The sequence below is a fragment of the Actinoplanes sp. NPDC049316 genome (genome assembly GCF_040677315.1).
Classification (GTDB): domain Bacteria; phylum Actinomycetota; class Actinomycetes; order Mycobacteriales; family Micromonosporaceae; genus Actinoplanes.
Genome location: NZ_JBFAQM010000009.1, coordinates 242,137 through 266,681, shown reverse-complemented (window position 1 = coordinate 266,681; position 24,545 = coordinate 242,137). Strand labels below are relative to the sequence as shown.

Genomic DNA, 24,545 nt, shown 5'->3' with positions numbered 1-24,545 from the left:
CCACCGGCCGCCCACCCGGACCAGCACCCACCAAGCAAAAAACCCGAACCTACAAAACGTAGGCTCGGGCTATTCCGATGTCCTGAGACATCACAGTGGTGGGCGCGGCAGGTTTCGAACCTGCGACCCCTCGCTTGTAAGCAGAAGACGCCCTAGCGTCGTGCTCTCAATACTGCTGACCTGCGCACCGCTGACCTGCGCTTCTGCATCAAACGCCTAAGCGAGGAGTCGCCGGATCGTCCTCCCGGGCGGCTCCTCGCTGCTGCTCCTCATAGAGGTCAATCAGCGCGTTCGCGATCCGGATCTTGTCGGCCGGCGCCAGCGGCAACCGCTTGATCCGCTCGATTTCCTCGGCGAGACCCGCAGGCGCAGGTTGACCCGCCGGCCGCGGCTCGCGCGGCTCGCGTACCTCCTGAACCATGGCCGCGACGGCCGCGTCGGACGCCTCGAGACCCGCAGCCGCGAGCGCCTCGGCCGGGTCGACTTCGACCGCGAGCGCCATCGCGACGACGGTCCTCGCCGTGCTCCGTACGGGCGTCGGCTCGCCGTCGCGCCACGCGATGCCGGTCACGACCTGCTTCCACCGAGTGCCGCTGATGCCGGCCCGCATCGCGGCCTGGCGGGCGCTGATGTGCAGCACCTTCTCCCGCGCGTGCTCGAGCAGTTCCCCGAGCGGGGTCAACACCTGGTCAGGCATGCCGCCAGCCTAATGCACGGTTCACACCGGTTCACATGAATGAATCGTGAGGATCAATGTATGGCACGGCAGGTTGACACGATGTGATGCTGGTTTACGGAAGTTCTTGTAAACCGGTATCAACCATGGTTATGGTTCACGCCATGACCGAACACGCCAACGGTCGGCCCCCACGCCGTCGCCAGCCGAATCCGCTGGATCCGGCCAAGATCAGGCGGCGCCGCATCGCGAAGGGCCTGTCCCTCTCGGCAGCCGCTGCCGCTGCCGGCATCACCAAGGGCGCGCTCAGCCTGATCGAGAACGGCCACCGCGGCGGCACCATGCGGACCGTCGTCGCGATCGCCTCGGCGCTCGAGTGCGAGATCACCGACCTCATGCCGGACGCCCCGCGATCGGCGGCGCGCTGATGCCGACGACGAACCTGCCTGCCTCGCAGCGGTCGCTGATTGCGTCCGTCGCTGCGAACACGCGCTGGTCCCGGGTCAACTCCCCGGAGGCGCGCCGCGCTGCGACTGCGGCCGCTTCGGCGGCTCGCCGCTCGAAGTGGGAGAAGCAGGCGGACCCGGACGGTGTCCTGCCGCCCGAGGAGCTCGAGGCGGCGGTGAGCCGGCTCAAGTCGGCGCACTTCAGCCGCATGGCGCTGCGCTCTGCGCAGGCACGGGCGGGCCGTAAGGCCTCCTGAAAGACCGCGGCCCACGACCGTCTGCACCGGTCGTGGGCCCGGAACCCGCATCCAACCCCAAGAAAGGCCAGGTCCCGTGTCTACCGTACCGAACCGCCCCGACCCCGGGGACCCGAGCAACACCGCGATGACCTTCTCGGAAGCCCGCGCTGCCGGGCTCTTCGGCCCGGCCACCGGCGGAACGCCGCCGCGTCCGACCGTGGACGTCAGCCGATTGGACTCGGAGAGTCAGGAGCTGCTGGTCGAGATTATGCGCGAGCGGCTGGCCAAGACGGACGCCCAGCTCGACCGCCTGCAGGCCGACCGGGCCCACCTCGTCGACTGGCTCGCCGAGCATGACCCGGCGTCCGCTCCGGCCGCACCGCCGCGCATGGCCGCTCAGCCCTCGTGGATTGCCGCTGGCCTGCAGCGCATGGCGGCCGGCCTGAACGAGGCGCTGCTGTTCGCTGCCCCGGCGCGCGCCGAGGAGCCGATGACGCGCGCGGCGCTGTTCATGCTGATTGCTCGGGCGATCGCGGCTGGCGCGCCGGCGCCGAAGAGCGTCGAGTTCGAGATGCGCAGTCACGGCCCGGAGCTCGAGCTCACGTGCGGGGACAACGACCGTACGGGCGTGAGCCTGTTCGGCGCGCTGTTCAAGCTGCCGCTGCCTCGCGAGTCGGGATGGATCCGCCGCCGCGGTGCACAGCAGGTCCGCTCCTTCGGCGCTTCCTCGGTGCGGGTCAACCCGGCCGACGAGCGCGACCCGGGCGAGCCGACCGGTCCGCGGCTGTTCCACGGCTGGGTCGTGGCTGTGCACTGCCTCGTCGACGCCGAGCCGCAGCCCGACACCGCCGTCGGTGTGGCTCAGGTCGCGCCGGCCCCCAGCGAGGTGAAGTGGTGACCACGCCGAGCCCGATGTCCCAGCTGCTGGGTCTGCTGTTCTTCGTCGTCATGGTCGCCGCGGCGATCGTCACCCACCGCATCGTCCGCCGGGCCCGGTACCGCAACCGCCGGGCGGCCGCGCACGAGTGGGCATCGGACCGGCGCTGGCTGCGTACGCTGCGCCACCCGGTGCCGGAGGCGGGTGATCCGTGGCTGACCGGCCCGATCCCGATACCGCCGGCCACCGCCCGGCCGATGCCCGCGCCGGCGTCTGGAGACGCGGCATGACCGCGGCGACGGCCGCCCGGGCGGTGCCGGCGCAGGCGGGCGCCCCGTCGGCCGAGGACCTGTCCGGCGCGCTCGCCTCGTACGCGCTGGTGCAGCGCGCCCAGGCCGGCGACAACGACGCCATGGCGGACATCTACCGGCGCTACCAGCCGATCGTGTTCCGGTTCGTGCGCCGCAAGGTCAGCTCGCACCAGCTGGCCGAGGACCTCACACACGACACGTTCGTGCGGGCGCTGCGCCGGCTGAACAACTTCGCCTGGCGCGGCACGGATGTCGGCGCGTGGCTGGTCACGATCGCCCGCAACCTCGTCGCGGACCACTTCAAGTCCGGGCAGAACCAGCGCGAGACGCTCACCTGCGACGTGTACGGCTCGGACGCCGAGGACCGCTCCCCGGAAGGCGCTCCGGACAAGGCCGTCATCGACTACCTGACCAGCCAGGCGCTGATGACGGCCCTGCTGGACCTCAACGAGGAGCAGCGCGAGGTTCTGGTGCTGCGCTTCCTCAAGGGCCTGCCCATCGCGGAGACCGCCCGGGTGATGGGCAAGAACGACAGCGCGATCAAGGCGCTGCAGTACCGCGCGGTCCGCTCCCTGGCCCGGGTCCTGCCGGGCGGCTGGGACGGTGCCTGGTGAAGGCCGTCCTGGACTACGTGGCGTGGCTGGTGTGCCACCTGGTCGCCGCACTGTTCTTCACGATCGCCGGCCTCGCGGCCGGCCTGGTCGTGACCCTGTGGCTGCTCGACCTCGAAGGGCTGCTGTATGAGGTCGGCCCGATCTGCGGGGTCGTCATCACCGCGGCGGTCGCGCTGGGTGTCCTGCTGATGCCGCGGGAGCTGGCCGAGATCCGCGCCGCCCCGCCGGATCCGGACGACCTGCTCCGCCCGTTCGACCCGCACGACCCGCTCGAGCGGCTGTGGCGGGCGCAGTCCTACCTGCCGCCGCACGAGCACTACGTCCGTCCCGCGGTCCCGCCCGCGCCCCACCAGAACCCGGAGGGCCACATCTCATGACCGAGCCGAACCTCAAAATCACGCTCGACTTCACCGGCGTCGATCAGCCGGCGCTCCGTGCGGCGTTCCGTAAGGCGATCCGCGACCACGCGGTCACCGTTCTGTCGCCAGCGGACCCGTCGCCAATCGCCGTGCCGGGCGTGCCCCGGATCGGTCTGTCGGCGAAGGCCTCGGAGTACAAGACCTGGCACGACGACAAGCTGCCCGGCGCCGACTTCGGCCGCGTCTTCAGCGCGCCCGGTGAGGGCTTGCCGTCCTGGTCGTCGCTGGCGGTGAAGGGCCTGACCGCGCGCGGCATCAACGTGTGGGCGTCCGCGAAGGACCGCGCCTCCGCCGTCTCCTACACCCGCATGTTCGACGGCATCCCCGCCGGCGTCGACCTGACGTTCACCCACCACCACGAGCCGATCGCCGACGGCGTCGACCCGGACGACTACCTCGCCGAGTACAAGCTCATCCGCGAGGTCGCCGACGACCACCCGAACCGCGATCGGATCCACATCTTCCCCGTCCTCGAGGCGCACGCCATGCGCTTCAAGGACCTCGACTGGCGCTCGTACACCGCGGTGGACAACCGCACCGGCGCCCAGTACGCCGACGGGATCGCGTTCGACTCGTACTGGCGCGAGGACCTCGACTACGAGGCCCCCGAGTCCCTGATCGGCATGCCAGTGCTCGCCGCCAGCGAGTTCGGGTACGGCCGCTGGCGCCTGGCCGAGCTCGGCGCCACCACCACCCGCAAGGGCCGCGCGCTGTGGTTCCGCGAGGTCGTCGACGCCGCCGGCGCCGCGGGCTGCGAAGCGATCGGCCTGTGGTGCTCCCGCAAGACCATCAAGGTCAAGGGCAAGCCCGTCGAGCTGGACTACCGGCCCGTCGACGAGCAGACCCTCGCCGCCTGGCGCGCCCTGCTCGACCTCAACCAGCAGCGGCCGGCATGACCGCCCAGCCCGTCGACGAGCCGGTGCACTGCACGGTGTGCGGGGCCAAGCTCCGCACACCGGAGTCCCGCCGCCGCGGCCGCGGCCGGGTCTGCGACGAGAAGGTCAACCCGCTCGCGGGCCGGGATCACTCGCCGTTGCGCCTCAACGTCGGCACCCCGCTGCGCCAGCCGGCCGCCACCGCGGCGTCGGCCGGCCACGACGGCCCGAACCTGCTCGACGAGCTGGACGGCGACCGGTGACCGCGCCACGCCGGGCGAGCCGCGTGCACCCGCACCAGTTCGTCGTCGACGCCGAGACCCCGGCCGACCACCGCGGCCGCCACCGGTGCAGCACGTGCGGCCTGATGGGCGAACCCGGCGACTCGCATCACCCGGCCGCACCGCCGCTGCCCCGGGCCCGGCCGCTGTCCGCCGACGTCGCCGCGGCCGCCGCGGCCCGCGAGGCCGCGATCCTCGGAGAAAGGACCGACGACTGATGCCGATCAGCCTCGAACCGGCCCAGATCCAGCTGCTCAAGGCCGTCGACGAGGGCCGCGTCGCCCGGCACCGCTGGTCGCTGCCCAAGGGCCCGGAGAACGGCCGGGACCTGATGCAGCAGCCCGGCGACCCGCTGCACCCGAACCGCCGCGTGCAGAACCAGATCGCCGCGCTGCGCCGGCTGCAGCTCGTCGAGCTCGTCCGCGGTGACAAGACCGACCAGACCTGGCCGTGGCGGCTCACCGACGCTGGCCGGGCCGTCCTCGAGGACCTGCGCGAGCAGGCCGAGACCGCACGAGAGGAAACCGCCTGATGGCCGTCACCGAGGCCGACCCGGACCAGCCCGGACCGTTCGGCAAGGGCCGCACGTTCGAGGCCGTCGTCGAGAGCCCGTCCAAGGGGACGGTCAAGGTCGACGGCCACGACCTCGCCGCCGTCATCCGCGGCTTCGACTTCAGCACCCACGTCGGCGAGTTCCCGCGCGTCGTGCTCGACCTGGCCGTGCACGACGGAACCCGCATCGCGGCCCAGAACGTCGAGGTCGTCATGACTGCCCGTACGCACGAACTGCTCGTCGCCGCGGGCTGGACCCCGCCGACCCTGGCCGGGCCCGCGAGCGAGCAGCAGTGAAGGGCGCGGCGGCGTTCCTCGGCTCCGGCGTGATGGTCGTCTTCCCGATCCCGGGCGACGACATCGACCGCGACGCCCTGATCGCCGCCGCGCTGCCCGGCCTGGAGGACATCGCCGCCCGCGCCGGCGGCACCTGCCTCGGCCCGTCCACGTGGCGGGTCATCAACGACGCCGCCGAGCTCGACGGATGGGACCACTGGCCCGGCGCCCTGCTGGTCGCCACCGCGCCCGCGAGCACCGTCCTGCCCGGCCTCCGACACCGCGAAAGAAGAACCGCATGAGCCACAGCACGAAGATGAAGGCCACGCTGCCCAAGGACCGCGACTTCAACGGCATGCACCAGGTCCGCGAGCGGCTGCTCAAGGACCCGATGGCCGAGCACGTCGCGATCGTCGTCCTGGACTGCGTCCGGATCACCGACGACATCGACGACCTGGTCCGCACCCCGACCGTACGGATCAAGCGGATCGAGCCGATCGTCGACGCCGACCGCGCGGCCGAGCTGCTCGCCGAGGCCGTCCAGCTGGCCGAGGCGCGAATCGCGAAGCCCCAGCCGCTGCTCGACTCGCAGGAGGCCTCCGGCCTGCGCAACGGCACCGGCCTGCGCCTGGCGTCGAGCAGCGAAAGAGGCTGACCCGTGCGAATCCAAGATCAGAACTATGTTCAGCCCGTCATTCGGCACCTGAACGAGCTGCTGCCCGGCTGCGACAGCAACCTGCTCAACCTCTACGCGCTACTCGCTATGACTCGCGGGGTGAACACCAGCCTGGAAGACGTCCACGACGCCTGGTCCATCTGGCGCAACCCCGACGCCCCGCGGCACCGCTCCCTGATCCCCTTCGAGGAGCTGACCGTCGAGGTTCAGGAGCTGGACCGCAAGTACATGGACGCCATCCGCACCGCGGCGGTGGCCGAGCACGAGCGCCGGCAATCGCGGTCGGCCACCTCCCGGCCAGCCGCGACTGCCGCCCCGCTCATCCTGGAGCGCGTCCGCACCGACGACGGCGCGTACCGCGTCTTCGAGCCCAAGGGCGTCGGCACCGGGTCGGTCACCTACGACCCGGTGATCGGCGAGCATGGCTACCTCGAGGTCAGTGCCCCGCTCTCCCAGGACTTCAACGAGGACGCCGAGGAGCGTCTCCTCCGCACCGTCCTGCAGCTGCGCGGCGACGACGGGGTGTTCGAGCGCCTGGAGTACGTGTACCAGCGCCAGGCCGAGAGGGCTTTCCGTCCGAGCCTCTCGAAGGACGGTGCCGAGTGATCATCGACGTGGACATCAGCCCGAAGGCGCTGCGCGAGACGCTGTGCATCGCGCAGGCGCGCATCGGCAACTCCGGCCTGGACGAGCACCGGCAGGCGAGCGACATCGCCCACCTCCAGGCGCTCATCGACGAGTGCGACCGACACCGGCCGCTCGGCCCGAACGGCAAGCACGCCGACCTTCACACGCCCACCTGCGGCTGCGAAGACGTCCCGGCATGCCGCCGGTGCGGGTCGCCGCGGTGGGTTCCCGTGTCACTGGACCAGGGCTTCACCCGGCGGCGGCAGTGCGTGCCCTGTGGGCTGATCTGGCCGGGCGTGATCAAGGACGAGACGACTAGCGCGCCAAATCCCCCGGAGGCGCACCGTGGATTAACTGATCACCTCTCCCAGCTCAAGGCCATGTCTCCGGACCAGCTGCGGGCTGACATCCGCCGCTGGCAGGACGAGATCAAGACCTGGCGGACCCGGGCCGGGCTGACCGACGACCACCCCAACATCAGCCGTCGCCTCGCCCGCATCCGGATCGCGCAGCGGTTGCTCGACGACGGCGGCGCCTGCCCGCCCGAGGGGTGCCCTACGGGCTTCTGCGTCGGCGCGGACGACTGCCAGCGGGAGTACGACAGCGACGGCGACCCGATCTATCCGGATCAGGACGACGCGGATTCTGGTTCGAATTCGGAGTCAGGCCGATGACCGACTGCGTGTTCTGCAAGATCGTCACCGGCGACGCGCCGGCCGAGTTCGTCGGCCAATGGGCGGACACCGTCGCCATCCGGCCGCTCAACCCGGTCACGCCGGGGCACACGCTGGTGCTCCCGACGACGCACGTCCGCGACGCTGGCGAGGACCCCGACGTCACCGCCACTGTCATGCGTCGCGTGGCCCGTCTCAGCCGAGCCATCCTGCCGGCCGACTTCAACATCATCACCTCGGCCGGGTCGTCGGCTACGCAGACGGTGTTTCACCTGCACGTCCACCTGGTGCCACGTGTGCCGGGCGATGGACTGGCCCTGCCGTGGACGGCCCAGCAGGCGGCAGAGGTCGCCACGAAGCCCGCGATGACCTGCGCGTGGTGCCCTGTCCCGAGCGCTCCGGACCCACGCTCGCACCCCGGAGGGAAGCGCAGCCACCTGCCCATCACGGCTTCCAGCCCGAAGGTAAGCGAGGTCGGTGGTCCCGATGCGTAGCTGGATCCCGGCCACCCTCCTGGTCTACGCCGCGGCGTGCACCGGCTGGTTCTGGCATATCGCCCAGGACCACGGCACCCCGTCTTGGGCTCGCGTGCCGGTCGGGATGCTCGTCCTGATCGGACTCATCGCCCTGCTCTACCGACGCCTCGAAGACGGCATCTGGCCGGCGCCGGACCTGAGCGGAATCCGGATCGTGCCACCACCTCGGGTGGCGCGCTGGTGCATCGTCGCCGTGTCGACCTACCCGGCCGGCGGGGAGCAGGTCATCGGCCGGTACCGCTCGCACCGGGTCGCTGCGTGGATCGCCGGGTGGCTGCCCAAGCGGACTGGCGTACGCCTCGAAGTCCGGGCTTCTGACGAATCATCGAGGACTACCGAGACGTCAGCGTCGGAGGTGTCTCGTGGCTAGCGGAGTGCCGCCGCTGGACGTGTCGGTGCGGGATCACCGGTGGGACTGCCGGTCCTGCGCGTATCGGCATCTGCCGGGTACGGCGTGCCCGTCGCCGGGCCGGTGGTTGGCGTCGGGCGCCGCGGTGGTTGCGCCGCGGCCGGCGAAGGAGGAGTCGTGACGTCGCCGCGGCACCGTACGGAGTACCGGACTCGCTCTGATCGTCGTCTGGTGCGCCGGCCGGACCGCGGTGTGCCGCAGCGCGACAACGTGGACCGGATCGCGAACGGTGTGCGCGTCGAGGGCGCCGGGGTGCACGCGCGGCGGGATGACGACGGTCGGGCGGCGTGCGGCTCGCTGGACGACGTTCCGCGTCACCTGCTGATCCGGACCACGCGCGACGTGACGTGTCTGCAGCCGGCGTGCCTGCTGGAGGCGCGCTGGCGTGCGGGCCCGGACGGCCCCTAGACCTCGCTGACCTGAAGACCGTACGAAGCCACGCCTGAGAACGGCCCGGCCACCCGAGAGATGGGTGTGCCGGGCCGCGTTCGCATATGGAGCCACATCAGTGTTGATCAATAAAGACGATCATGGGGGTGTCGTCTGATGCCGTACTTCCTCGAGACCGACACGTTCCACGACGAGCCGGTGTGGGAGGTCCTGGCCGGCGGCGTCGCCGATCTGGTCGACCAGCTCCAAGCCGCGTACGTCCGCCTCAAGTCGAAGGCGTCGCACCTGCTGTCCGACGGCTACCTCACCGAGGGCGCCGCCCTGGCGATGTGCCGCGGCCGCCGGAAGACCCTCGAGAAGCTCTGCACGCCGGTGCTCGAGCAGAAGCCGCTGCTGCACCGCCAGGGCGACGAGTGCGAGTGCCTCGGCGACACCTGGGTCGCCGGGTACGCCTACAAGATCCACAACTTCCTCAAGCGCAACCCCTCCAAGCGCGAGTACAACCGCAACCGCGCCCAGAAAGCCGACCTGCGCGACGCCCGCCTCAAGGCCATGGTCTACCGCCGCGACGGCGGCTGCTGCCGCTACTGCGGCTCCGGACCCCTCTCAGCGAAGGCCGTCCGGTCGAAGGACCGCCGCAAGGTCCTGCACTTCGACCACGTCGACCCGGACAAGCCGGCCACCCCCGACGGCGGCAACTTCGTCACCTGCTGCGCCCGCTGCAACGAGACCAAGGGCAAGCGCACCCCGTACGAGGCCGACATGGTCCTGCTCGACCCACCCACCGCCGAGCAGGCCACGGCCATGCTCGCCCAGGCCATGCAGCTGCACGACACCCCGCCCGCCGGCCGCACCGCGGGCGCTCCGGATCAGCCACCGACCACCGCCCGATCGGCGACGAACCACGAAAACACCGCCCAGATCACCGATCGCGATCAAAAACCGATCACTGATCCCGTCGCTGATCCGATCACCGATCGACATCACGATCCGATCGCCGATCCGACACCACCGGTCCACCCGACGCCGACCACACCAGCCACCGATCACCGGCCCGCACAGCCCGCCGAACCATCCGGGCTGGGTCGGGGCGGGACACCCGATCTGATCCCGCCGGCAGCCCGCTACCAGCCCCAGCCGGACCGCCTCCCGGAAGAGCCCGACGTCTACACCCGCCGCTCCCGCCTCGCCACACCCACCGCTGCCGCTGAGCTGAGCTGGCCACCACGCTGGCCCGCCGGATCCGTACCCGCCACCCCACACCACGCCGAGCACCACACCGGGGGAACACCATGACCGCCCACCAGCAGCCCGACCGCACACCAGCCGTCGTCTTCACCATCGAGCAGATCCACCTCACCCTCGACCGGCTCCGCGAATCCTGGGAGTGGCTGCTCGAGCTCGCCGAACCCGGCCGGGCCGCGCCGGCCGCCTCGCCCGCACTGACCGACGACCAGGCCGAGCGCCTCGAAGCCGTCGGCCACTCCGACCGCGCGTACCGGGCCTACAACCTGCGCCACGGCATGTCCGCCCTCCCGCCCTCGCCCGCGGCCGCCCGGATCGCCATCATCGACGCCCAAGCCCACGCGGGCGCCGCGATTATGGACGCCGTGCACCTCGTCGCCGCGGCGGCCGACTCCGTCTACGTCGGCGGCCGCCCCGACCAGGCCGCCACCGTCCGTACCGCGCTCGCCTGGCTCGACGGTCCCGCCCTGGACGACGTCCGCGACGACCGGGTCGCGGCCGCCGTCGACCAGCTGCTGCAGCGCGCCGACCGCACGGCCCGCCAGGCCGCCGCGTGCACCGACGACGAGGTCGAGCCGCTCGTCGACCCGCGCACCCGCCGGGCACCGCGCTGCCCGGCATGCGGCCGGCGGTCCCTGCAGCGCGAGCGCTCGACCGGCCGGACCGCGATCCGCTGCGTCTCGCAGCAGTGCCGCTGCACCGGCGACGGCGCTCCCGGCATCCCGGAGTGCGGCTGCCGCCGTGAGGAGAAGCGTCCGGGCAAGCCGCACGTCTGGCCGCCCGTCGACGAGCCCGAGCTGTGGGCCGCCATCAACGCGACGCCCGAGCCGGAGCGGCCCGCGGTGGGCCGGGGCGCGGCCGGGCACGGCGGGTGGCAGAGCCGGGACATGGCCGGCCAGCACCGCCGCCGCTGGTGGACGACCGAGCAGGCCGCCGACCAGCTGGACGTCGACCCGGCCCGGATCCGCGACTGGGTACGCCGGGCGAAGACCGCCGGCCACGTCACCGGCGCCGCCCCGCAGGCCTGCCCGGCCTGCCTGCAGAGGAAGGCCTTCCCGCACGTCGACGCCCCGAAGCGGGTCGGCGCCCGGGCCGCCTACCTCGCCGATCAGCTGCTCGAGGCCGAGGCGTACACGGCGACATCCCGCCGCGGAAAGGCGCGTGCTTGACACCGGGCGTCAAGTCACGCACGCTTGTGTCAGCGCCAGAGGTGCATCCGCAGGGAGGCCACCATGGTTCGCTGATCGGCTACCTTGCCTGTCGCCCGGGATCGGCTCCGGGGCTCAGCCTCAGTACTTCGGTGCTGGGGCTGAGTGCGTGTAGGGGTCGGCCATGAGCCAGTACACCGAAGACGGCAGGGCGTACCGCCTGGTGCGTAAGGAGTTCCTCGAGGACAACCCGAAGTGCTGGATCTGCCACCACGCTGGGGCTAACCAGATTGACCACAAGATCCCACGCTCGAAGCGCTATGGGCGCATGGAGACGTGGAACTGGAGGCCTGCCCACGGCCCGCCTGGCTGTCCTACCTGTGGCCAGTGCTGCAACCAGGTGCGTGGCACCAAGGACGTCGACACGAGGGCATGGGTGTCCTCGCCGGACTGGTGAACGTGGATGCAAACAGGCCCATGACCTGCGGTTTTTAGTGCTGGAGGTCCGGACGGCCCCGCGCCCAGCCGATCTTTTTTTCTCCCCGGGAGGCCCCCGGAAGCCGCGTTTGAGCAGGTGGAGCAGCCGGTGAGCGACACGATCACTCCGGCGATCAGCGCCGAGATCGCCGCTGCTCGCCAGCGTCACGGCGGCACCCGCGACGACGTCGCGGCCGCGGCCCGCACCGCCGGGGCCCCGCCGACGTTCACCGCGCCGGCGCTGCGCAACCTGGAGTCCGGGCGCCGCTCCCCGACCGTCGACGAGCTGCTGTGGCTGGCCACCGCGCTGGACGTGCCGGTGCGCCAGCTGCTCGGCGAGCACGCGCACCTGTTCGGCCACGACGTCTACCTGCCGCCGGAGTGCGGGAACGTCGAGAACGCGACGAGGACGGCCGTCGACGAGCTCGGCGACATGCTGACCGGGCGGCAGCGCGCGCTCGCGGAGGTGGCGTACGCCCTGGCGGCCGAGCTGGACGGCGAGGGCGAGAAGCGGCAGCCGGCCCAGCTGGCCAAGACGATCACCGAGACGCTCGCGGCGATCTGGGAGCTGCAGCCGCCGCTCGATGAGGACGACGATGACGACCTCGGCGCCGAGTAGGCCGGTCGAGATCCAGCCGGTCACCCTGCGGCCCGGGATGTCGCCGGAGGAGATCTATGCCGCGTACGGGCTGACGTGCCCGCCCCGGGTTGGCACGCTGCGCAACCCGGCGCGCAAGACGTACGGTCCGGCGGCCGCGCGGATCGCCGCTCGGCTGGGTCAGCCGTTCATGCCGTGGCAGCGGTACTCCGTTGACGTCGCCCTCGAGGTCGATGACGACAGCGGCAGCCTGGTCTACCGCGACGTGACGCTGCTGGTGCCGCGCCAGTCCGGCAAGACCACGCTGTGCCTCGGTGTGAAGGCGCACCGGGCGCTCGCCATGGGCAAGGAGGCGCAGCGTCACAAGCCGGCCCAGGGGCGCCGTCAGCGGATCCTGTACGCCGCGCAGACCCGGATCGCCGCGCGGGAGAAGTTCGTCGACGACCACCTGCCGATCCTGCAGGCGTCGCCGCTGGCGGCCCGGTTCCGGCCGCGGCTGACCAACGGCTCCGAGGCGCTGATCTGGGACACCGGCGCGTTCGACGGCATCACCAGCAACACGGAGACGGCCGGGCACGGCAAGACCCTCGACCTCGGCTTCGAGGACGAGTTCTTCGCCGCGGAGGACCACCGGCTGGAGCAGGCGTTCTCGCCAGCCATGGTGACCCGCTGGTCACCGCAGCACTGGCGGATCTCGACCGAGGGCACCGAGCGGTCGCTGTACTTGGCCACGAAGGTGGAGCTCGGGCGCAGCATCGTCGCCGCCGGCGGGCCGACGCAGATCTGCTACCTCGAGTGGTCCGACCTCGAGGGCGACCGCGAGGACCCGCAGACGTGGCTGCGGTGCATGCCGGCGCTGTGCCCGACCGAGGGCGACTGCCGGTGCTCTCCGTACTGGCGGCACACGGTCAATCTGGCCACGATCCGCGGTGAGCTGGAGAAGTTCCAGAACCAGCCGGACGAGTTCGACCGGGCGTACCTCAACCGGCGCAAGGGCAGCGTGCTGCCGCCGGACCCGAACCTGCCGTCGCCGGCGACGTTCAACGCGCAGGTCAAGGAGCGGGCCGCGCCGGGCAAGGTCGTGGCGTTCGGTGTGGAGACCACCCGGGGCCGGGATGCCGGCGCGATCGTCGCGGCGTGGCCGGGCGAGGACAAGGTCCGGCACCTGCGGGTGATCGAGTACCGGCCGGGCATCGACTGGATGGTCGCCCGCGCTCTGCAGTTGCAGGAGCGCTGGGAGCCGGTCGGCTGGGGCATGGACCTAGTCGGCCCGCTGCGTGCACTGCTGACCGACTTCACCGAGGCCGGGCTGAAGCTGCCCGAGGGCGAGCCGAAGCGCGGCCAGCTGGCGGTGCCGAACGTCCGCGACTTCGCCGCGGCGTGCGGCATGGTCGCGACCGGCATCCGTGACGGCTGGCTGTGGCACGAGGACCAGCAGTCGCTGAAGGACGCGTACAAGATCGCCCGTACGCGGCCGCTGGGCGACTCGTGGGCGTTCGACCGCAAGTCCGGCGACATCTCCACCCTGACCGGCGGTGCGGTCGGCCTGTGGACGCTGGAGACCCGCAAGCACCTCATCGACGAGGACTACGACGTGGCCGATTCCTTCGGCTGACCGGGAGAGGAAGGGCCGTGTCCGAGTACCTGACCAGCATCCTCGACACCGTCGGACTGCTCTTCGTGGCTCTCGGTCTGGGCTTCGTCGCCGGCACGCTCGTCGACGCCGACCTGGACGCGTACGGCGGCGGCGTGTTCTTCCTCGTCGCGGGCGTGGTCATCCTGGCGGGGTCGATGCTGGCGGCGTATCAGCGGCGGCCGCGCCGGCGTCCGGACGGTGAGGGCCTGTGAGTCTGTTTGCTCGCCGCGCGGCGACCCTGACCGATGTGGCGGCCCTGGGCGGTCACACGCGGGCCCGGAGTAAGCCGGGCAAGTTCTTCGTGGACGACGCGTCGGCGATGCGGCACAGCGCCGTCTGGGCGTGTCTGCGGCTGCGCGCGGACCTGATCTCGACGATGCCGGTGGACACGTACCGCAAGGTAAAGGGCGTCCGGGTGGAGGTGCCCAAGCCGCCGGTGCTGGTGACGCCGGATGGCGGGCCGGGCGGCATCCAGGAGTGGCTGTACGCCTCGCAGGTGGACTTGGATCGGGCGGGGAACTGCTTCGGGCTGGTCACCGCCCGGGACGGGAACCGTTTGCCGGCGCGGATCGAGCTGCAGCGGCTGGCCGACGTATCGGTGCGGGCGAACGGGTCGACGATCACCGAGGTGCGTGTCTCCGGGCAAAAGGTGGCCCTGGAGGACGTGTGGCACGAGAAGCAGTACCCGGTGGCCGGTATGCCGCTGGGCCTGTCGCCCGTGGCACACGCGGCGTGGTCGATCGAGGAATCCATGTCGGCGCAGCAGTTCGCGCTCGACTGGTTCGGCGGATCGGCCATCCCGATGGCGGAGCTGAAGAACACCGCCAAGACGATCAACAAGCGTGAGGCGCAGGTCGCGAAGGATGCGTTCCGGGCGGCTGTGGCCGACGGGGACCTGTTCGTGCACGGCAACGACTGGGAGTACAAGCCGATCCAGACCGTCGCGGCCTCGGCGGCGTTCCTGGACGCACGCTCGGCGTCCGTGAGCGACGTGGCCAGGTTCTTCGGCTGCCCGGGCGACATGATCGACGCCGCGGTGCAGTCGGGCAACATCACGTACGCGAACATCGGCCAGCGCAACCAGCAGCTGCTGACCATGCACGTCGGCCCGGCCGTGTCCCGGCGGGAGACGGCGCTGTCGCGGCTCACCCTCGGCGACCGGTTCGTCAAGCTGAACCGGTCCGCGTTGCTGGCCATGGACCCCGAGACCCGGGCCCGGGTCCTCGATCTGCAGGTGAAGGGTCGGCTGCGCACGAACACCGAGGCCCGGGCCGTCGACGACCTGCCGCCGCTGACCGCGGAGGACATCGAGGAGTTCGCCACGATCTACGGCGGCGCCCGCACGCAGCCCACCGAGGCGCAGGCATGACCGGGGTGCTGATCCCGGCGGCTGCCCGGGTACGCATGGCCCGCCGGCGTCTCGGGGCGCGGTTCGACCCGCACCAGCCGCGGGATTCGCACGGGCGGTGGACCGATGGCATGCCGGAGGTCATCTCCGCGCTGGACATCAGCCTGGGCGGCCGGCCGGGCATTCTGGAGTCGCGCGCCGGTGATCGGCTGAACCTGCAGGTGGGTGGCGCCGAGGTCGACATGGACCGCGAGTACGGCGGCGCCGGGCTGCTCAGCGTGCTGCGGCACCGTGTGGGCACGCAGGACGTGCTGGACACCGACTACCAGTCGCAGCTGCGGTTCCGGTTCGACGATGAGGGATCCGGCGCCGAGCTCGACTTCGTCGGGCAGGACGTGACGATGCGCCTGACCGAGGCGGACCTCGACGGCATGCAGCGCGCCTTCGAGCGGGCGACGACCGCCAAGCGCATCGAGGTGGTCAGCGGGCCCGTCGACGTGTTCCTCGCTGACCGGGCGTTCGGCATCCGCGCCAAGGTCGAGGGCGGCGACGAGCCGGTCACGATGGAGTTCGACGCTCCCTCGTGGAAGAAGCTCGGCGACGCCCGCAACGTCATCGACGAGGGCTTCGACGAGTTCGGCCAGTTCGGGCCCAAGGGCGCCGACGTCACCGACGTCACCGTGCACACGAACATGGGTGACATGCTCGTGTCCCGTACGGCCGAGGGTGACGGCGCGGACCTGTGGGTGAGCGTCGCGGCGCTGGAGCGCGACGACTGGTACGTCACCTACACCGGCGCCGACCAGGACCCGTTCCGCGAAGCCGTGTACGACCTCGAGCAGGTCGCGTCCGTAGAGGGCTTCTACCACTACAGCGCCAAGCCGGGCAGCCACCGCAGCCGTTCCGGCAAGGTCATCGAGGGGACTCCCATGCTGCTCACCAGCCGAGCTGACGCCGCGACCGCGCGGGCGCAGGCCTTCCGCGACGGGCAGCTGCAGCGCGCCGACCGGCCGCGGCAGCGCCGCTCGGACGAGCACGGCGGCCGCGGCCGTGTCCGCGCCCCGCTGACCGACCCGCAGGTCCGCGAGCCGGGCACGGACGGGCTGATCGAGTTCGTCGGGCACGCCTCGGTCACCGAGCGCGCGTACGACATGTGGGACTGGTACGGCGAGTACTCCGAGGTCATCTCCGCGTCCGCGTTCGACACGACCCTCGCTCGCGGTGACCTGGACGTGCCGCTCGTGCTGGGCCATGACCAGCTGCGCCGCATCGCCCGCACGCTGAATGGCACCCTGGACTTGTCCATGGACGATGACGGGCTGCTCGTGGCGGCCCGGCTCGACCCGGCCGACGCCGACGTCGCGTACATCGTGCCGAAGCTGCGCGCCCGCCTGGTCGACGAGATGTCGTTTGCGTTCCGGATCGTCCGCGGCACCTGGTCGCCGGACTACACGGAGTACCGCATCGACGAGGTCGACCTGCACCGCGGTGACACCGCGATCGTCGGGTACGGCGCGAACCCGAACACCGACGCGGGTGTCCGCGCCGCGCCGGCCCGTCCCGGCTCCGGTGCGCGGGCCCGGGCGCTGCTCGAGCTCGCCATCGCCCGCGGCTGACCGCCGCCCCATCGACTACCAGCGCGTCGAGCGCTGGTGCACTGCCCTGCTCTGCCTCGCACGAGACCTCCCGGCGCGCAACGCCTCGGGTGGCCGTCTGACCTGGATCCGGGCGATCTCCCATCACCGAACCCAGAACAGGAGGACCAGCCATGACGCTGGCCCAGATGATCGCTGCCGCCCGGCAGCGGCTCAGCGAGGCGATCACCGCCCGCGCCGCGGCGCAGGACGCCCTGATGGCGTTGCGCGCCGACGAGGCGAACCTGACCGAGGAGGCCGTGCGTGACCGCGCCGCCGCGCGTGACGCGGCGGACGCCACGGTCACCCAGCGGCAGCGCGAGCTCGACGAGCTGGAGGCCGAGCAGCGCCGTGAGAACGAGATCGCGGAGCTGGCCCAGCGGGTCGAGCCGACCGGCACCCGCACGCCGGCGTACGACCAGGTCGCCCGGGTCGGCGCGGAGGCGCGCACGTACCGGCCGGACACCGACCGCCGCGGTGTCGGATTCGCCACCGACGTCGTGTCCAGGTTCCTCGGCGACTTCGAGGCCGGCGCCCGCCTCGAGCGGCACATGCAGGAGGAGCGCGTCGAGCGCGGCGGCCACCAGGAGCGGGCGGTCGGCACCGGGGCGTTCTCCGGCCTGATCGTGCCGCAGTACCTGACCGACATGTTCGCGCCGATGGCGACCGCGGGCCGTCCGTTCGCCGACGCGATGCGCCACCACGACCTGCCGGCGACCGGCATGAACGTCTACATCGGCCGGGCCACGACCGGCACGAGCGTGGACAACCAGTCCGCGGAGAACGCCGCGGTGTCCGAGACCGACTTCGACGACACCCTGCTGACGATCCCGATCCAGACCGCCGGCGGCTCGCAGACCGTGTCGCGGCAGGGCGCCGACCGTGGCGTCAACGTCGTCGACACGATCCTGGACGACCTGTTCCGCCGCTACGGCGTGAACCTCGACTCCAAGGTCATCAACCAGGCCACGACCGGCCTGACGAACGTGGCGACGACGGTGGCCTACACCGACGCCTCGCCGACCACGGCGGAGCTGTACCCGAAGGTCATCGAGGGCCTGTCCGGCGTCGAGGCGGCCATGCTGGACCAGGCGTCCGGCGACAACCTCGCCGTGATGCACTCGCGGCGCTGGTACTGGATGCAGAACTCCATGGGCACCAGCTACCCGATGATCACCCAGCCGGGCATCGTGGCGCAGACCCTCGGCGCGAACTACGCCGAGCGCTACGGCGGCGGCGTGCGCGGCATCCTGCCCAACGGCACCCCGGTGATCGTGGACAACAACATCGCCACGAACCTCGGCGCCGGCACGAACGAGGACGAGATCTACGAGGTCGACCGGCAGGAATGCCACCTGTGGGAAGACCCGAACGCCCCGTTCTACATCCGGGCGGAGCAGCCGAAGGCGAAGAACCTCGGCATCGACCTGGTCGTGTACGGCTACTTCGCCTACACCCACCAGCGGTACGCGCACGCCCGCAAGATCGCGGGCACCGGCCTGGTCACGCCGGCGTTCACCGGCGCCTGATCCACCCCGTAGACGTCGAGCACCCCACCTCCTTCCGAGTGGGGTGCTCGGCACCCAATCCCGAAGGGAACGGTGCGCCGATGGGCACCCAGGACGACAAGCCGAACGTCACGCACGCGAACGCGCAGGACATGCTCCGGGCGCTGAAGACGGAGCGGGCCGGCTACGAGCAGCGCGGCCTGACCGACCGGGTCAAGGCCGTCGACGAGCAGATCGCGCACTGGACGAAGGTCGCCAAGGACGCTCCGGTCAACCCGGACGACGCCGGCGAGGTCCGGGCCTCGGACGAGGCGATCAACGCGGAGAAGATGCTGACCGCCCTGCGCGAGGAGAAAGCCGGCCTCGAGGGACGCGAGGGCAAGGAGAAGCGCGTCTCCGCGATCGACGAGCAGATCAAGCACTGGACCGGCGTGCTGCGCAAGGCGAAGCAGGCCGCCGGCCCGAACGGCGCGACGCCGGCGGCCGCGGCCGGCCAGCAGCAGCGCGCCTGACCCCCTGCGTGCGGGTGCCCGGCGGGCGTGGCCGGGCACCCGCGCCACAAGCAGTCATCGAATTTTGGCAAGTAGCTCTCGCTCCTGGAGGTGGGCCGTGGCGTACCGCTACACCGACACCGCGACTCGCCTGGTCTACACGCCGACCAAGGGCACCGTGAACCAGGCCGGGAAGACCGCGAAGTTCTGGAAGGACGCCGCCGGCACGCAGCCGGTGGACATCGGCCTCTACAGCGAGAACACCCCGGACACTCCCGGCGCGTCGACGGGCAGCAACCAGCTCCAGGTCCAGGCCGACAGCATGTGGCCGGCGATGTGGGACCGCGAGGGCGCCCAGGACCACGTGTGGATTCAGGTCGGTACGCCGGCGAGCCCCGGCCAGCTGTACAAGATCTACTGCGATGCGGACCAGCGCGCTGACGCCCTCGACACCCGGGTGCGGGCGCTGGAGCCGGGCGGCAGCGGCGAGGCCGCGACGAAGACCGCCCTGGACTCCGAGGCGACCGCACGCGCGAACGCCGACGCCCAGCTCACCCCGAAGACCCGCGCCATCACCGCGGGCCCGGGCCTGACCGGCGGCGGCGACCTGTCGGCCGACCGCAGCTTCACCGTGGCGTACGGGACGACGGCTGGCACGGCGGCGCAGGGCAACGACCCGCGGCTCTCCGACGCCCGCCCGCCGACCGCGCACGCCACCTCCCACGGCAGCGGCGGCTCCGACCCGATTACGCTCGCGCAGTCCCAGGTGACCGGCCTCGCCGCGACCCTGGGCAACAAGGCCGACCTCGTCGGCGGAGTCATCCCAACCGCCCAGATCCCTGCGCTGGCCATCAACGAGACGTTCACCGTCGTCTCGCAGGCCGCCATGCTGGCGCTGACCGCGCAGCGCGGCGACGTCGCGATCCGGACCGACCTCACCCCGAACCGGGCCTTCCTGCTCGCCTCCGACTCGCCGACCACGCTGGCGGACTGGAAGGAGATCACCGCCGCCGGGTCGGTCACCACGGTCAACGGCCAGTCTGGTGTCGTCGTACTCTCGAAGGCCGACGTCGGCGTTGTCGACGCCACCACAGGGGTAAAGGGGCTCGTCCAGCTTGCGGGCGATCTGGCCGGATCTGCCGCCTCGCCGAGGTTGGCCGCTGGCGTCGCCGCTGGCGGGATTCCTGGCGCCGCTGAAGACGGCGTCACCGACGACACCGCCGCGATCCAGGCATGGGCCAACACGTCCCCGCTGGGCATCGTGCAGCTGAAGAAGAGCTACCGGATCACCGGCACGATCGCTGTGCCGGACGGCGTGACCATCGCCGGATGGGCTGGCACAACGACGATCACTGTAGATGCCGGGTTCAACTTCGCGGCCTTCAGAATCAATGGAACGCGGGGCTCGGTCCGCGACCTGAAGATCGTCAAGGCGGCGGGCGCCGACGCAGGACCGAGCGGCATCGGCGTCTATGTGATCGGCAATTCGGTAGGCTCCCGCGTCAGCAACGTCATCGTGGACGGAATGTCCAACGGCTTCTACGTCGCCGGCCAAAACGGAACTGTTCCGGGAACCGTCAAACGGATCGTCTTCGACAGATGCCAGGCTTTCAACAGTGTCGTGTTCGGGTTCGAAATCGACGAGTGCGACGGGCTGGAGTTGGCCCACTGCTCATCTGAGGTCTCCGGACTGGACGGCGTGAAGCTGCGCCGCAAGACCAAGAACGTGGTCCTGACCGGCGGTTACTACAAGGGCGCGGTCGGCGGCGACGGCATGGACTGCTACGCCGGCGGCAACACCTTCACCATCCAGGGGACGGTCTTCGCCGACAACACCCTCAACGGCCTGGTCGTCAAGAACGACGACCTGAATCGAACCGATCCAGCCACGTACGGATACGTCCGGTCGCTCAACATCACCGGCGTCCTCGCTACCGGAAATGGCGGCTCCGGCATCGCCTGCCACCGGTCCTCTGGCAACCCCGACGACCCCACCGAGCCCCTCGTCTCTGGGGTCAACATCGTGGCGTGCCAGCTCAACGGAAACGCCAATTACGGGCTCTACCTGAACGCTCGCCGCGTCCTCGTGTCCGGCGTCTCGGCGGCCCGCAACGGTCTCGACGGGGTGTACCTGGAGCCGACCTGCCGCGACATCGACCTGGTCGGCGTCCACGCCGCCGGCAACAGCCTCGGCAACGGATTCACCGCCGCGAACACCCGCGACGGCATCCACATCGACGGCTCCCGGATCCGCATCTTCGGTGGATCGTCCATCGGCTCGGACCCCGACGGTGCCCGCGACGACGCCGACATCGACGCGGCGGCGGCTTCGCAACGGTACGGCTTGCGCGTGGAGTCGACCGCCTCGGAAGTCGAGGTCTGGGGCCTGAAGATGCGTAACAACCTGATCGCGCCTGTCTCGGACCTGTCGGTGGGCGGAATCCGGACCCCTGAGCCGTCAGCCAGCGTCAGCTACCTCGACTCGGGCGGCAAGTACGTGGCGCCGGCCGGGACCAGGTCGACGCTGCCGATGGCCGCGAACGTGGAGTACGCGGTCCCGATCTGGCTGGGCAACGGCGCCACCGTCGTCCGGCTCGGCTGCGAGGTGACGGTCGCCGGCACGGCAGGGACGGTGATCCGGCTGGGCCTCCGATCGGCGAGCAACCACAGCCCCGGTGCTGTTCTAGGCGAAGCGACCGTGGCCGCCGATGCCGTGGCTTCCGTCGAGGCTACGGTTTCGATCGTGGTTCCCTCTGCGGGCCTGTACTGGCCGACGGCGACGGCACAGAACACGGGCGCGCAGTTGCCAACCATCCGGGCGACGACGGGCAACCTGCCGCCGTGCTGGTCCGGGTCGTTGGCCAACGCACTGTCCGCGTCGGCAGTGGCCGGCTACCAGACTGCCGCGACGGTCACCGGCGCGCTGCCTGGCACGTACACGGTCAGCAATCGGGTGGCGGCTGCTCCGCTGGTCGTGATCAGGTCCTGACGGCCGCCGGGCTGAGCTGAGCAGAGCCGGACTTGCGGGCGGCGAACACGACGGCGGCGATGGGCAGAGTGGTCTTGACCAGGAACCACAGCAGGTTGTCGAGGTCGCTTCCCAGCGCAAGGATGGCGCACACGCACACCACCGCGGAGAACACCATCGTCCCGAGATGCTGGTCCGGGGCGGCGAGGTAGCGTCGCCTCGCCGCCCGGATGAACACCGCCAGCGCGATGAAGGACAGCAGCGCGCCGACCGGGCCGAAGTTGAGGATCGCCTCGCCTGCTAGGCCGTAGATGCGTGACGATCGGCCGCCGGCGTCAGCCGTGCCGACTCCGTACAGCATGTCGGTGCCCACTTCGACCTTGGAGGCCATCCAGTCGGGCCGCATCGAGTCCGGGACCATGAAACCCAGAGCGCCCAGATACGTGGCTCCGTACGACACAGGCGCCACATCGTGCTGCTGACGGTCGAGAATGACGGCCTGGATGTCGGCTCGACCGAGGTCGCCGAGCAACATGGCGGGCAGTGTGCGCCCGGTGTCGGTCGACAGCTCGGAGATGGAACCGGATCCGTCTACAGCCTGCAAGGTGGCGCTGCCGGCGCTCTTGTAGACCCCGTAGCCGTACATGAAGGCGACGAAGACGGCGGCCAGCACGAGCAGCCGGCGGCGCCGGATCGGCCGGATGAGCAAGTGCACCACGATGAGGCCGATCAGGACCGGCCAGATGGTGTTGCTTCGGGAGCCGCGGAGACCGCCGACGACGAACTGGGTCAGGCCGAACAGCGCGATGGCGGCCGTGAGGAGCCGAGGCCGGTTGATCAGCTTCTCCTTGCGGGCGATCACGTAGACGATGAAGCCGACCAGCGGAAACGACTCGGCGACGAGGAGTAGCCATCCGGTCCCTGCGAGGGCACCGCGGTCGTCGCTGGCTGAGGCGAGATACCCGGCAGGACCGCCGAACTTGGCGACGACGGCGGCGAAGCCGAGCATGCCCACGACGACGGCGAGCTTGCCGGCCCTGACAAATCTTCGAGGGTCAACGGGGGCTGACGGCTTGTGGCTAACCGGCCGGAGCCGCAGGCCGATGACGAATCGGTAGAGGATCAGGCCCGCGGCGTTGATGGTCGCCATGACACCGAGACCGGCGCGCCAGTCGGTCAGCGGGTTGATGAACGCGGGCCAGAAGCCGAGCAGCACGTGCAGGACGGGCGCCAGGAAGAAGAAGTGGAACCCGAACAGGCCGAGTAGCGCCTGCGGATCGAAAGTGTCCAGGCGCTTACGCGCCCACTCGACCACGTCGACGCCGGCGAGGACGCCGCAAGCGGTGACGGGAATCAGGTACCAGTGCCAGAGCCGCTCGTCGATCAGGGCCGCCACGGTGCTGGCGGAGATGACGGCGAATGCCGAGATGGCCCAGGCCGTGGCTTTCGCCCAGCGTTCTTCGATGTCGGGCGCAGACGCCACGGCGGTACCTCGATCCACCGGACCGAGTACCGGACTGAGGGCGGCCGGGTCAGTCCGGTGAGCCCGACCGCCGGATGCCCAACGCCGTCGATCTCCACCTGTGACGCGGCTCGGCCAGACGGGCGACCCGAAGAGAGCTACCTGTGCTTGAGCGTGACTGCCTGATCAAGGAGGGCTGACGATGCCGGTTCCCGCGGGCGGATCTGACCCCTCGGACCTCTACACCGACCTCTCCACGGTGAAGGCGTCGCTGACGAAGATCACGGCGAACGACAAGGACGACCTGATCGAGGCGTCGATCCGGGCGGCGTGCCGGATGATCGACCGCCGTACGGGCCGCCGGTTCTACACCGACGCCACCGCGTCGGCGCGGACGTTCCCGGTGGTCGGGCAGTCGCTGTACCGCGGCGACGACCAGGTGCTGCTCGTCGACGACATCGCCTCGGCGGATGGCCTCGCGGTGGCGTCCGGCCGTACCGGATCGTGGTCGGCGGTCACCGGGTGGGAGACCGGCCCGGATAACGCGCTGGCGTACGGGTCGGCGATCACCGAGCTCGTCGGCGCCGCGGGCTGGCTGCCGGCGTCCGGCCGCATCCAGGTGACCGCGGTGTGGGGGTGGCCGGCCGTGCCGGACGAGATCGCGGAGGCGGCCCGGCTGCTCGCCTCGCGGCTCTACAAGCGCAAGGACTCCCCGGAGGGCGTCCTCGGCAGCTCGGAGTGGGGTGTCTCCCGGGTGTCGCGTACGGACCCGGACGTCGAGGCGCTGATCGCTCCGTTCGTCATTCCTGCGATCGCCTGAGGAGGCGTCCATGCGTACGACCGACGACATCATCCAGGACCTGATCAAGCGCCGGGACTCCCAGCTCGCCGACGGGGTGCCCGTCGACGTCCGCGCGGTCGAGCAGGAGATCATCGCGCACAAGCAGCTCGCGCGGCTGCGGGAGCAGCGCGCCGACGCGGTGAAGGCCAAGGACTTCCTGCGCGTGAACGACGTCGACGCGCAGATCCAGCACTGGGTGCGGTTCGTGTCGGAGGACGTCGACGAGAAGGTCGCGGCGGACCCGAAGAAGGACGCGACGAAGCTGGTCGAGCCGGAGCCGCCGGCCGACGCTGCGGTCAAGGGCTGACCGG

31 protein-coding genes and 1 pseudogene are annotated in these 24,545 nt (G+C 70.9%); 30 read left to right on the top strand and 2 right to left on the bottom strand.

Going from position 1 to position 24,545, the window contains the following annotated elements; translation table 11 throughout:
• Window positions 1-208: 208 nt before the first annotated feature.
• Entirely contained in the window at window positions 209-697 is a 489-nt protein-coding gene (locus AB0K03_RS17340) for a hypothetical protein (RefSeq protein ID WP_364685452.1), read from the bottom strand.
• A gap of 143 nt (window positions 698-840) precedes the next feature.
• On the opposite strand from AB0K03_RS17340, the gene AB0K03_RS17335 reads away from it, so the two are divergent.
• The 28 genes and pseudogenes from AB0K03_RS17335 (at window position 841) to AB0K03_RS17200 (ending at window position 21,952) form a co-directional block, all read left to right on the top strand.
• The gene (locus tag AB0K03_RS17335; RefSeq protein ID WP_364685449.1) at window positions 841-1,104 is read left to right on the top strand and encodes a helix-turn-helix transcriptional regulator; all 264 of its coding nucleotides are present in this window, start codon (window positions 841-843) and stop codon (window positions 1,102-1,104) included.
• On the top strand, window positions 1,104-1,379 hold the full coding sequence (locus AB0K03_RS17330) for a hypothetical protein (RefSeq protein WP_364685446.1): 276 nt from the start codon (window positions 1,104-1,106) through the stop codon (window positions 1,377-1,379). The genes AB0K03_RS17335 and AB0K03_RS17330 overlap by 1 nt, the downstream gene beginning before the upstream one ends.
• 76 nt (window positions 1,380-1,455) lie before the next feature.
• Entirely contained in the window at window positions 1,456-2,259 is an 804-nt protein-coding gene (locus AB0K03_RS17325; protein WP_364685443.1) for a hypothetical protein, read from the top strand.
• A complete protein-coding gene (locus AB0K03_RS17320) occupies window positions 2,256-2,528 on the top strand; it encodes a hypothetical protein (protein ID WP_364685440.1) in 273 nt (90 codons plus the stop codon). Before AB0K03_RS17325 ends, AB0K03_RS17320 begins: the two co-directional genes overlap by 4 nt.
• 80 nt (window positions 2,529-2,608) lie before the next feature.
• A pseudogene (locus tag AB0K03_RS17315) lies at window positions 2,609-3,163 on the top strand (sigma-70 family RNA polymerase sigma factor); the annotation flags it as partial.
• On the top strand, window positions 3,160-3,540 hold the full coding sequence (locus AB0K03_RS17310; RefSeq protein ID WP_364685437.1) for a hypothetical protein: 381 nt from the start codon (window positions 3,160-3,162) through the stop codon (window positions 3,538-3,540). The pseudogene AB0K03_RS17315 and the gene AB0K03_RS17310, both read left to right, overlap by 4 nt.
• On the top strand, window positions 3,537-4,478 hold the full coding sequence (locus AB0K03_RS17305; protein WP_364685434.1) for a hypothetical protein: 942 nt from the start codon (window positions 3,537-3,539) through the stop codon (window positions 4,476-4,478). The genes AB0K03_RS17310 and AB0K03_RS17305 overlap by 4 nt, the downstream gene beginning before the upstream one ends.
• Complete coding sequence (locus AB0K03_RS17300) at window positions 4,475-4,720, top strand: DUF6011 domain-containing protein (RefSeq protein ID WP_364685431.1); 246 nt, start codon at window positions 4,475-4,477, stop codon at window positions 4,718-4,720. The genes AB0K03_RS17305 and AB0K03_RS17300 overlap by 4 nt, the downstream gene beginning before the upstream one ends.
• Window positions 4,717-4,956: a hypothetical protein gene (locus AB0K03_RS17295; protein WP_364685428.1), complete on the top strand. Its 240-nt coding sequence runs from the start codon at window positions 4,717-4,719 to the stop codon at window positions 4,954-4,956. The genes AB0K03_RS17300 and AB0K03_RS17295 overlap by 4 nt, the downstream gene beginning before the upstream one ends.
• Window positions 4,956-5,270: a hypothetical protein gene (locus tag AB0K03_RS17290; protein ID WP_364685425.1), complete on the top strand. Its 315-nt coding sequence runs from the start codon at window positions 4,956-4,958 to the stop codon at window positions 5,268-5,270. Before AB0K03_RS17295 ends, AB0K03_RS17290 begins: the two co-directional genes overlap by 1 nt.
• The gene (locus tag AB0K03_RS17285) at window positions 5,270-5,587 is read left to right on the top strand and encodes a hypothetical protein (protein WP_364685422.1); all 318 of its coding nucleotides are present in this window, start codon (window positions 5,270-5,272) and stop codon (window positions 5,585-5,587) included. Before AB0K03_RS17290 ends, AB0K03_RS17285 begins: the two co-directional genes overlap by 1 nt.
• Entirely contained in the window at window positions 5,584-5,868 is a 285-nt protein-coding gene (locus AB0K03_RS17280) for a hypothetical protein (RefSeq protein WP_364685419.1), read from the top strand. Before AB0K03_RS17285 ends, AB0K03_RS17280 begins: the two co-directional genes overlap by 4 nt.
• On the top strand, window positions 5,865-6,221 hold the full coding sequence (locus AB0K03_RS17275; protein WP_364685416.1) for a hypothetical protein: 357 nt from the start codon (window positions 5,865-5,867) through the stop codon (window positions 6,219-6,221). The genes AB0K03_RS17280 and AB0K03_RS17275 overlap by 4 nt, the downstream gene beginning before the upstream one ends.
• A 3-nt stretch (window positions 6,222-6,224) precedes the next feature.
• On the top strand, window positions 6,225-6,848 hold the full coding sequence (locus AB0K03_RS17270; RefSeq protein ID WP_364685413.1) for a DUF7701 domain-containing protein: 624 nt from the start codon (window positions 6,225-6,227) through the stop codon (window positions 6,846-6,848).
• Window positions 6,845-7,543, top strand: coding sequence for a hypothetical protein (locus AB0K03_RS17265; protein ID WP_364685410.1), 699 nt, complete (start codon window positions 6,845-6,847; stop codon window positions 7,541-7,543). The genes AB0K03_RS17270 and AB0K03_RS17265 overlap by 4 nt, the downstream gene beginning before the upstream one ends.
• A complete protein-coding gene (locus tag AB0K03_RS17260) occupies window positions 7,540-8,037 on the top strand; it encodes an HIT domain-containing protein (RefSeq protein ID WP_364685408.1) in 498 nt (165 codons plus the stop codon). The genes AB0K03_RS17265 and AB0K03_RS17260 overlap by 4 nt, the downstream gene beginning before the upstream one ends.
• Window positions 8,030-8,449, top strand: a complete 420-nt coding sequence (locus AB0K03_RS17255) for a hypothetical protein (RefSeq protein WP_364685405.1) — start codon at window positions 8,030-8,032, stop codon at window positions 8,447-8,449. The genes AB0K03_RS17260 and AB0K03_RS17255 overlap by 8 nt, the downstream gene beginning before the upstream one ends.
• A 210-nt stretch (window positions 8,450-8,659) precedes the next feature.
• The gene (locus tag AB0K03_RS17250) at window positions 8,660-8,896 is read left to right on the top strand and encodes a hypothetical protein (protein ID WP_364685402.1); all 237 of its coding nucleotides are present in this window, start codon (window positions 8,660-8,662) and stop codon (window positions 8,894-8,896) included.
• A 138-nt stretch (window positions 8,897-9,034) separates the two neighbouring features.
• A complete protein-coding gene (locus AB0K03_RS17245) occupies window positions 9,035-10,174 on the top strand; it encodes a hypothetical protein (RefSeq protein ID WP_364685399.1) in 1,140 nt (379 codons plus the stop codon).
• Window positions 10,171-11,292, top strand: a complete 1,122-nt coding sequence (locus tag AB0K03_RS17240) for a hypothetical protein (protein ID WP_364685396.1) — start codon at window positions 10,171-10,173, stop codon at window positions 11,290-11,292. The genes AB0K03_RS17245 and AB0K03_RS17240 overlap by 4 nt, the downstream gene beginning before the upstream one ends.
• 565 nt (window positions 11,293-11,857) lie before the next feature.
• Window positions 11,858-12,367: a helix-turn-helix transcriptional regulator gene (locus AB0K03_RS17235; protein ID WP_364685394.1), complete on the top strand. Its 510-nt coding sequence runs from the start codon at window positions 11,858-11,860 to the stop codon at window positions 12,365-12,367.
• Entirely contained in the window at window positions 12,345-13,961 is a 1,617-nt protein-coding gene (locus AB0K03_RS17230) for a terminase large subunit domain-containing protein (RefSeq protein WP_364685391.1), read from the top strand. Before AB0K03_RS17235 ends, AB0K03_RS17230 begins: the two co-directional genes overlap by 23 nt.
• Window positions 13,962-13,978: 17 nt before the next feature.
• The gene (locus AB0K03_RS17225) at window positions 13,979-14,194 is read left to right on the top strand and encodes a hypothetical protein (RefSeq protein ID WP_364685388.1); all 216 of its coding nucleotides are present in this window, start codon (window positions 13,979-13,981) and stop codon (window positions 14,192-14,194) included.
• Complete coding sequence (locus AB0K03_RS17220; RefSeq protein ID WP_364685385.1) at window positions 14,191-15,351, top strand: phage portal protein; 1,161 nt, start codon at window positions 14,191-14,193, stop codon at window positions 15,349-15,351. Before AB0K03_RS17225 ends, AB0K03_RS17220 begins: the two co-directional genes overlap by 4 nt.
• A complete protein-coding gene (locus AB0K03_RS17215; RefSeq protein WP_364685383.1) occupies window positions 15,348-16,946 on the top strand; it encodes an HK97 family phage prohead protease in 1,599 nt (532 codons plus the stop codon). The genes AB0K03_RS17220 and AB0K03_RS17215 overlap by 4 nt, the downstream gene beginning before the upstream one ends.
• Before the next feature lie 152 nt (window positions 16,947-17,098).
• Window positions 17,099-18,493, top strand: a complete 1,395-nt coding sequence (locus AB0K03_RS17210; RefSeq protein WP_364685380.1) for a hypothetical protein — start codon at window positions 17,099-17,101, stop codon at window positions 18,491-18,493.
• 80 nt (window positions 18,494-18,573) lie between these two features.
• Window positions 18,574-18,984 carry a hypothetical protein gene (locus tag AB0K03_RS17205; protein WP_364685377.1) on the top strand — a complete coding sequence of 137 codons (411 nt, stop codon included), beginning with the start codon at window positions 18,574-18,576 and terminating at the stop codon, window positions 18,982-18,984.
• A 436-nt stretch (window positions 18,985-19,420) separates the two neighbouring features.
• Complete coding sequence (locus tag AB0K03_RS17200; protein WP_364685374.1) at window positions 19,421-21,952, top strand: hypothetical protein; 2,532 nt, start codon at window positions 19,421-19,423, stop codon at window positions 21,950-21,952.
• On the opposite strand, the gene AB0K03_RS17195 is transcribed toward AB0K03_RS17200, so the two are convergent.
• Window positions 21,942-23,414, bottom strand: coding sequence for a hypothetical protein (locus tag AB0K03_RS17195; protein WP_364685371.1), 1,473 nt, complete (start codon window positions 23,412-23,414; stop codon window positions 21,942-21,944). The genes AB0K03_RS17200 and AB0K03_RS17195 overlap by 11 nt on opposite strands.
• 181 nt (window positions 23,415-23,595) lie before the next feature.
• Here AB0K03_RS17195 and AB0K03_RS17190 point away from each other — a divergent pair, with 181 nt between their 5' ends.
• Window positions 23,596-24,213 (top strand): head-tail connector protein, encoded by a 618-nt coding sequence (locus AB0K03_RS17190; RefSeq protein WP_364685368.1) that lies wholly within the window; start codon window positions 23,596-23,598, stop codon window positions 24,211-24,213.
• A gap of 10 nt (window positions 24,214-24,223) precedes the next feature.
• Window positions 24,224-24,541 (top strand): hypothetical protein, encoded by a 318-nt coding sequence (locus tag AB0K03_RS17185; protein ID WP_364685365.1) that lies wholly within the window; start codon window positions 24,224-24,226, stop codon window positions 24,539-24,541.
• Window positions 24,542-24,545: the final 4 nt, after the last annotated feature.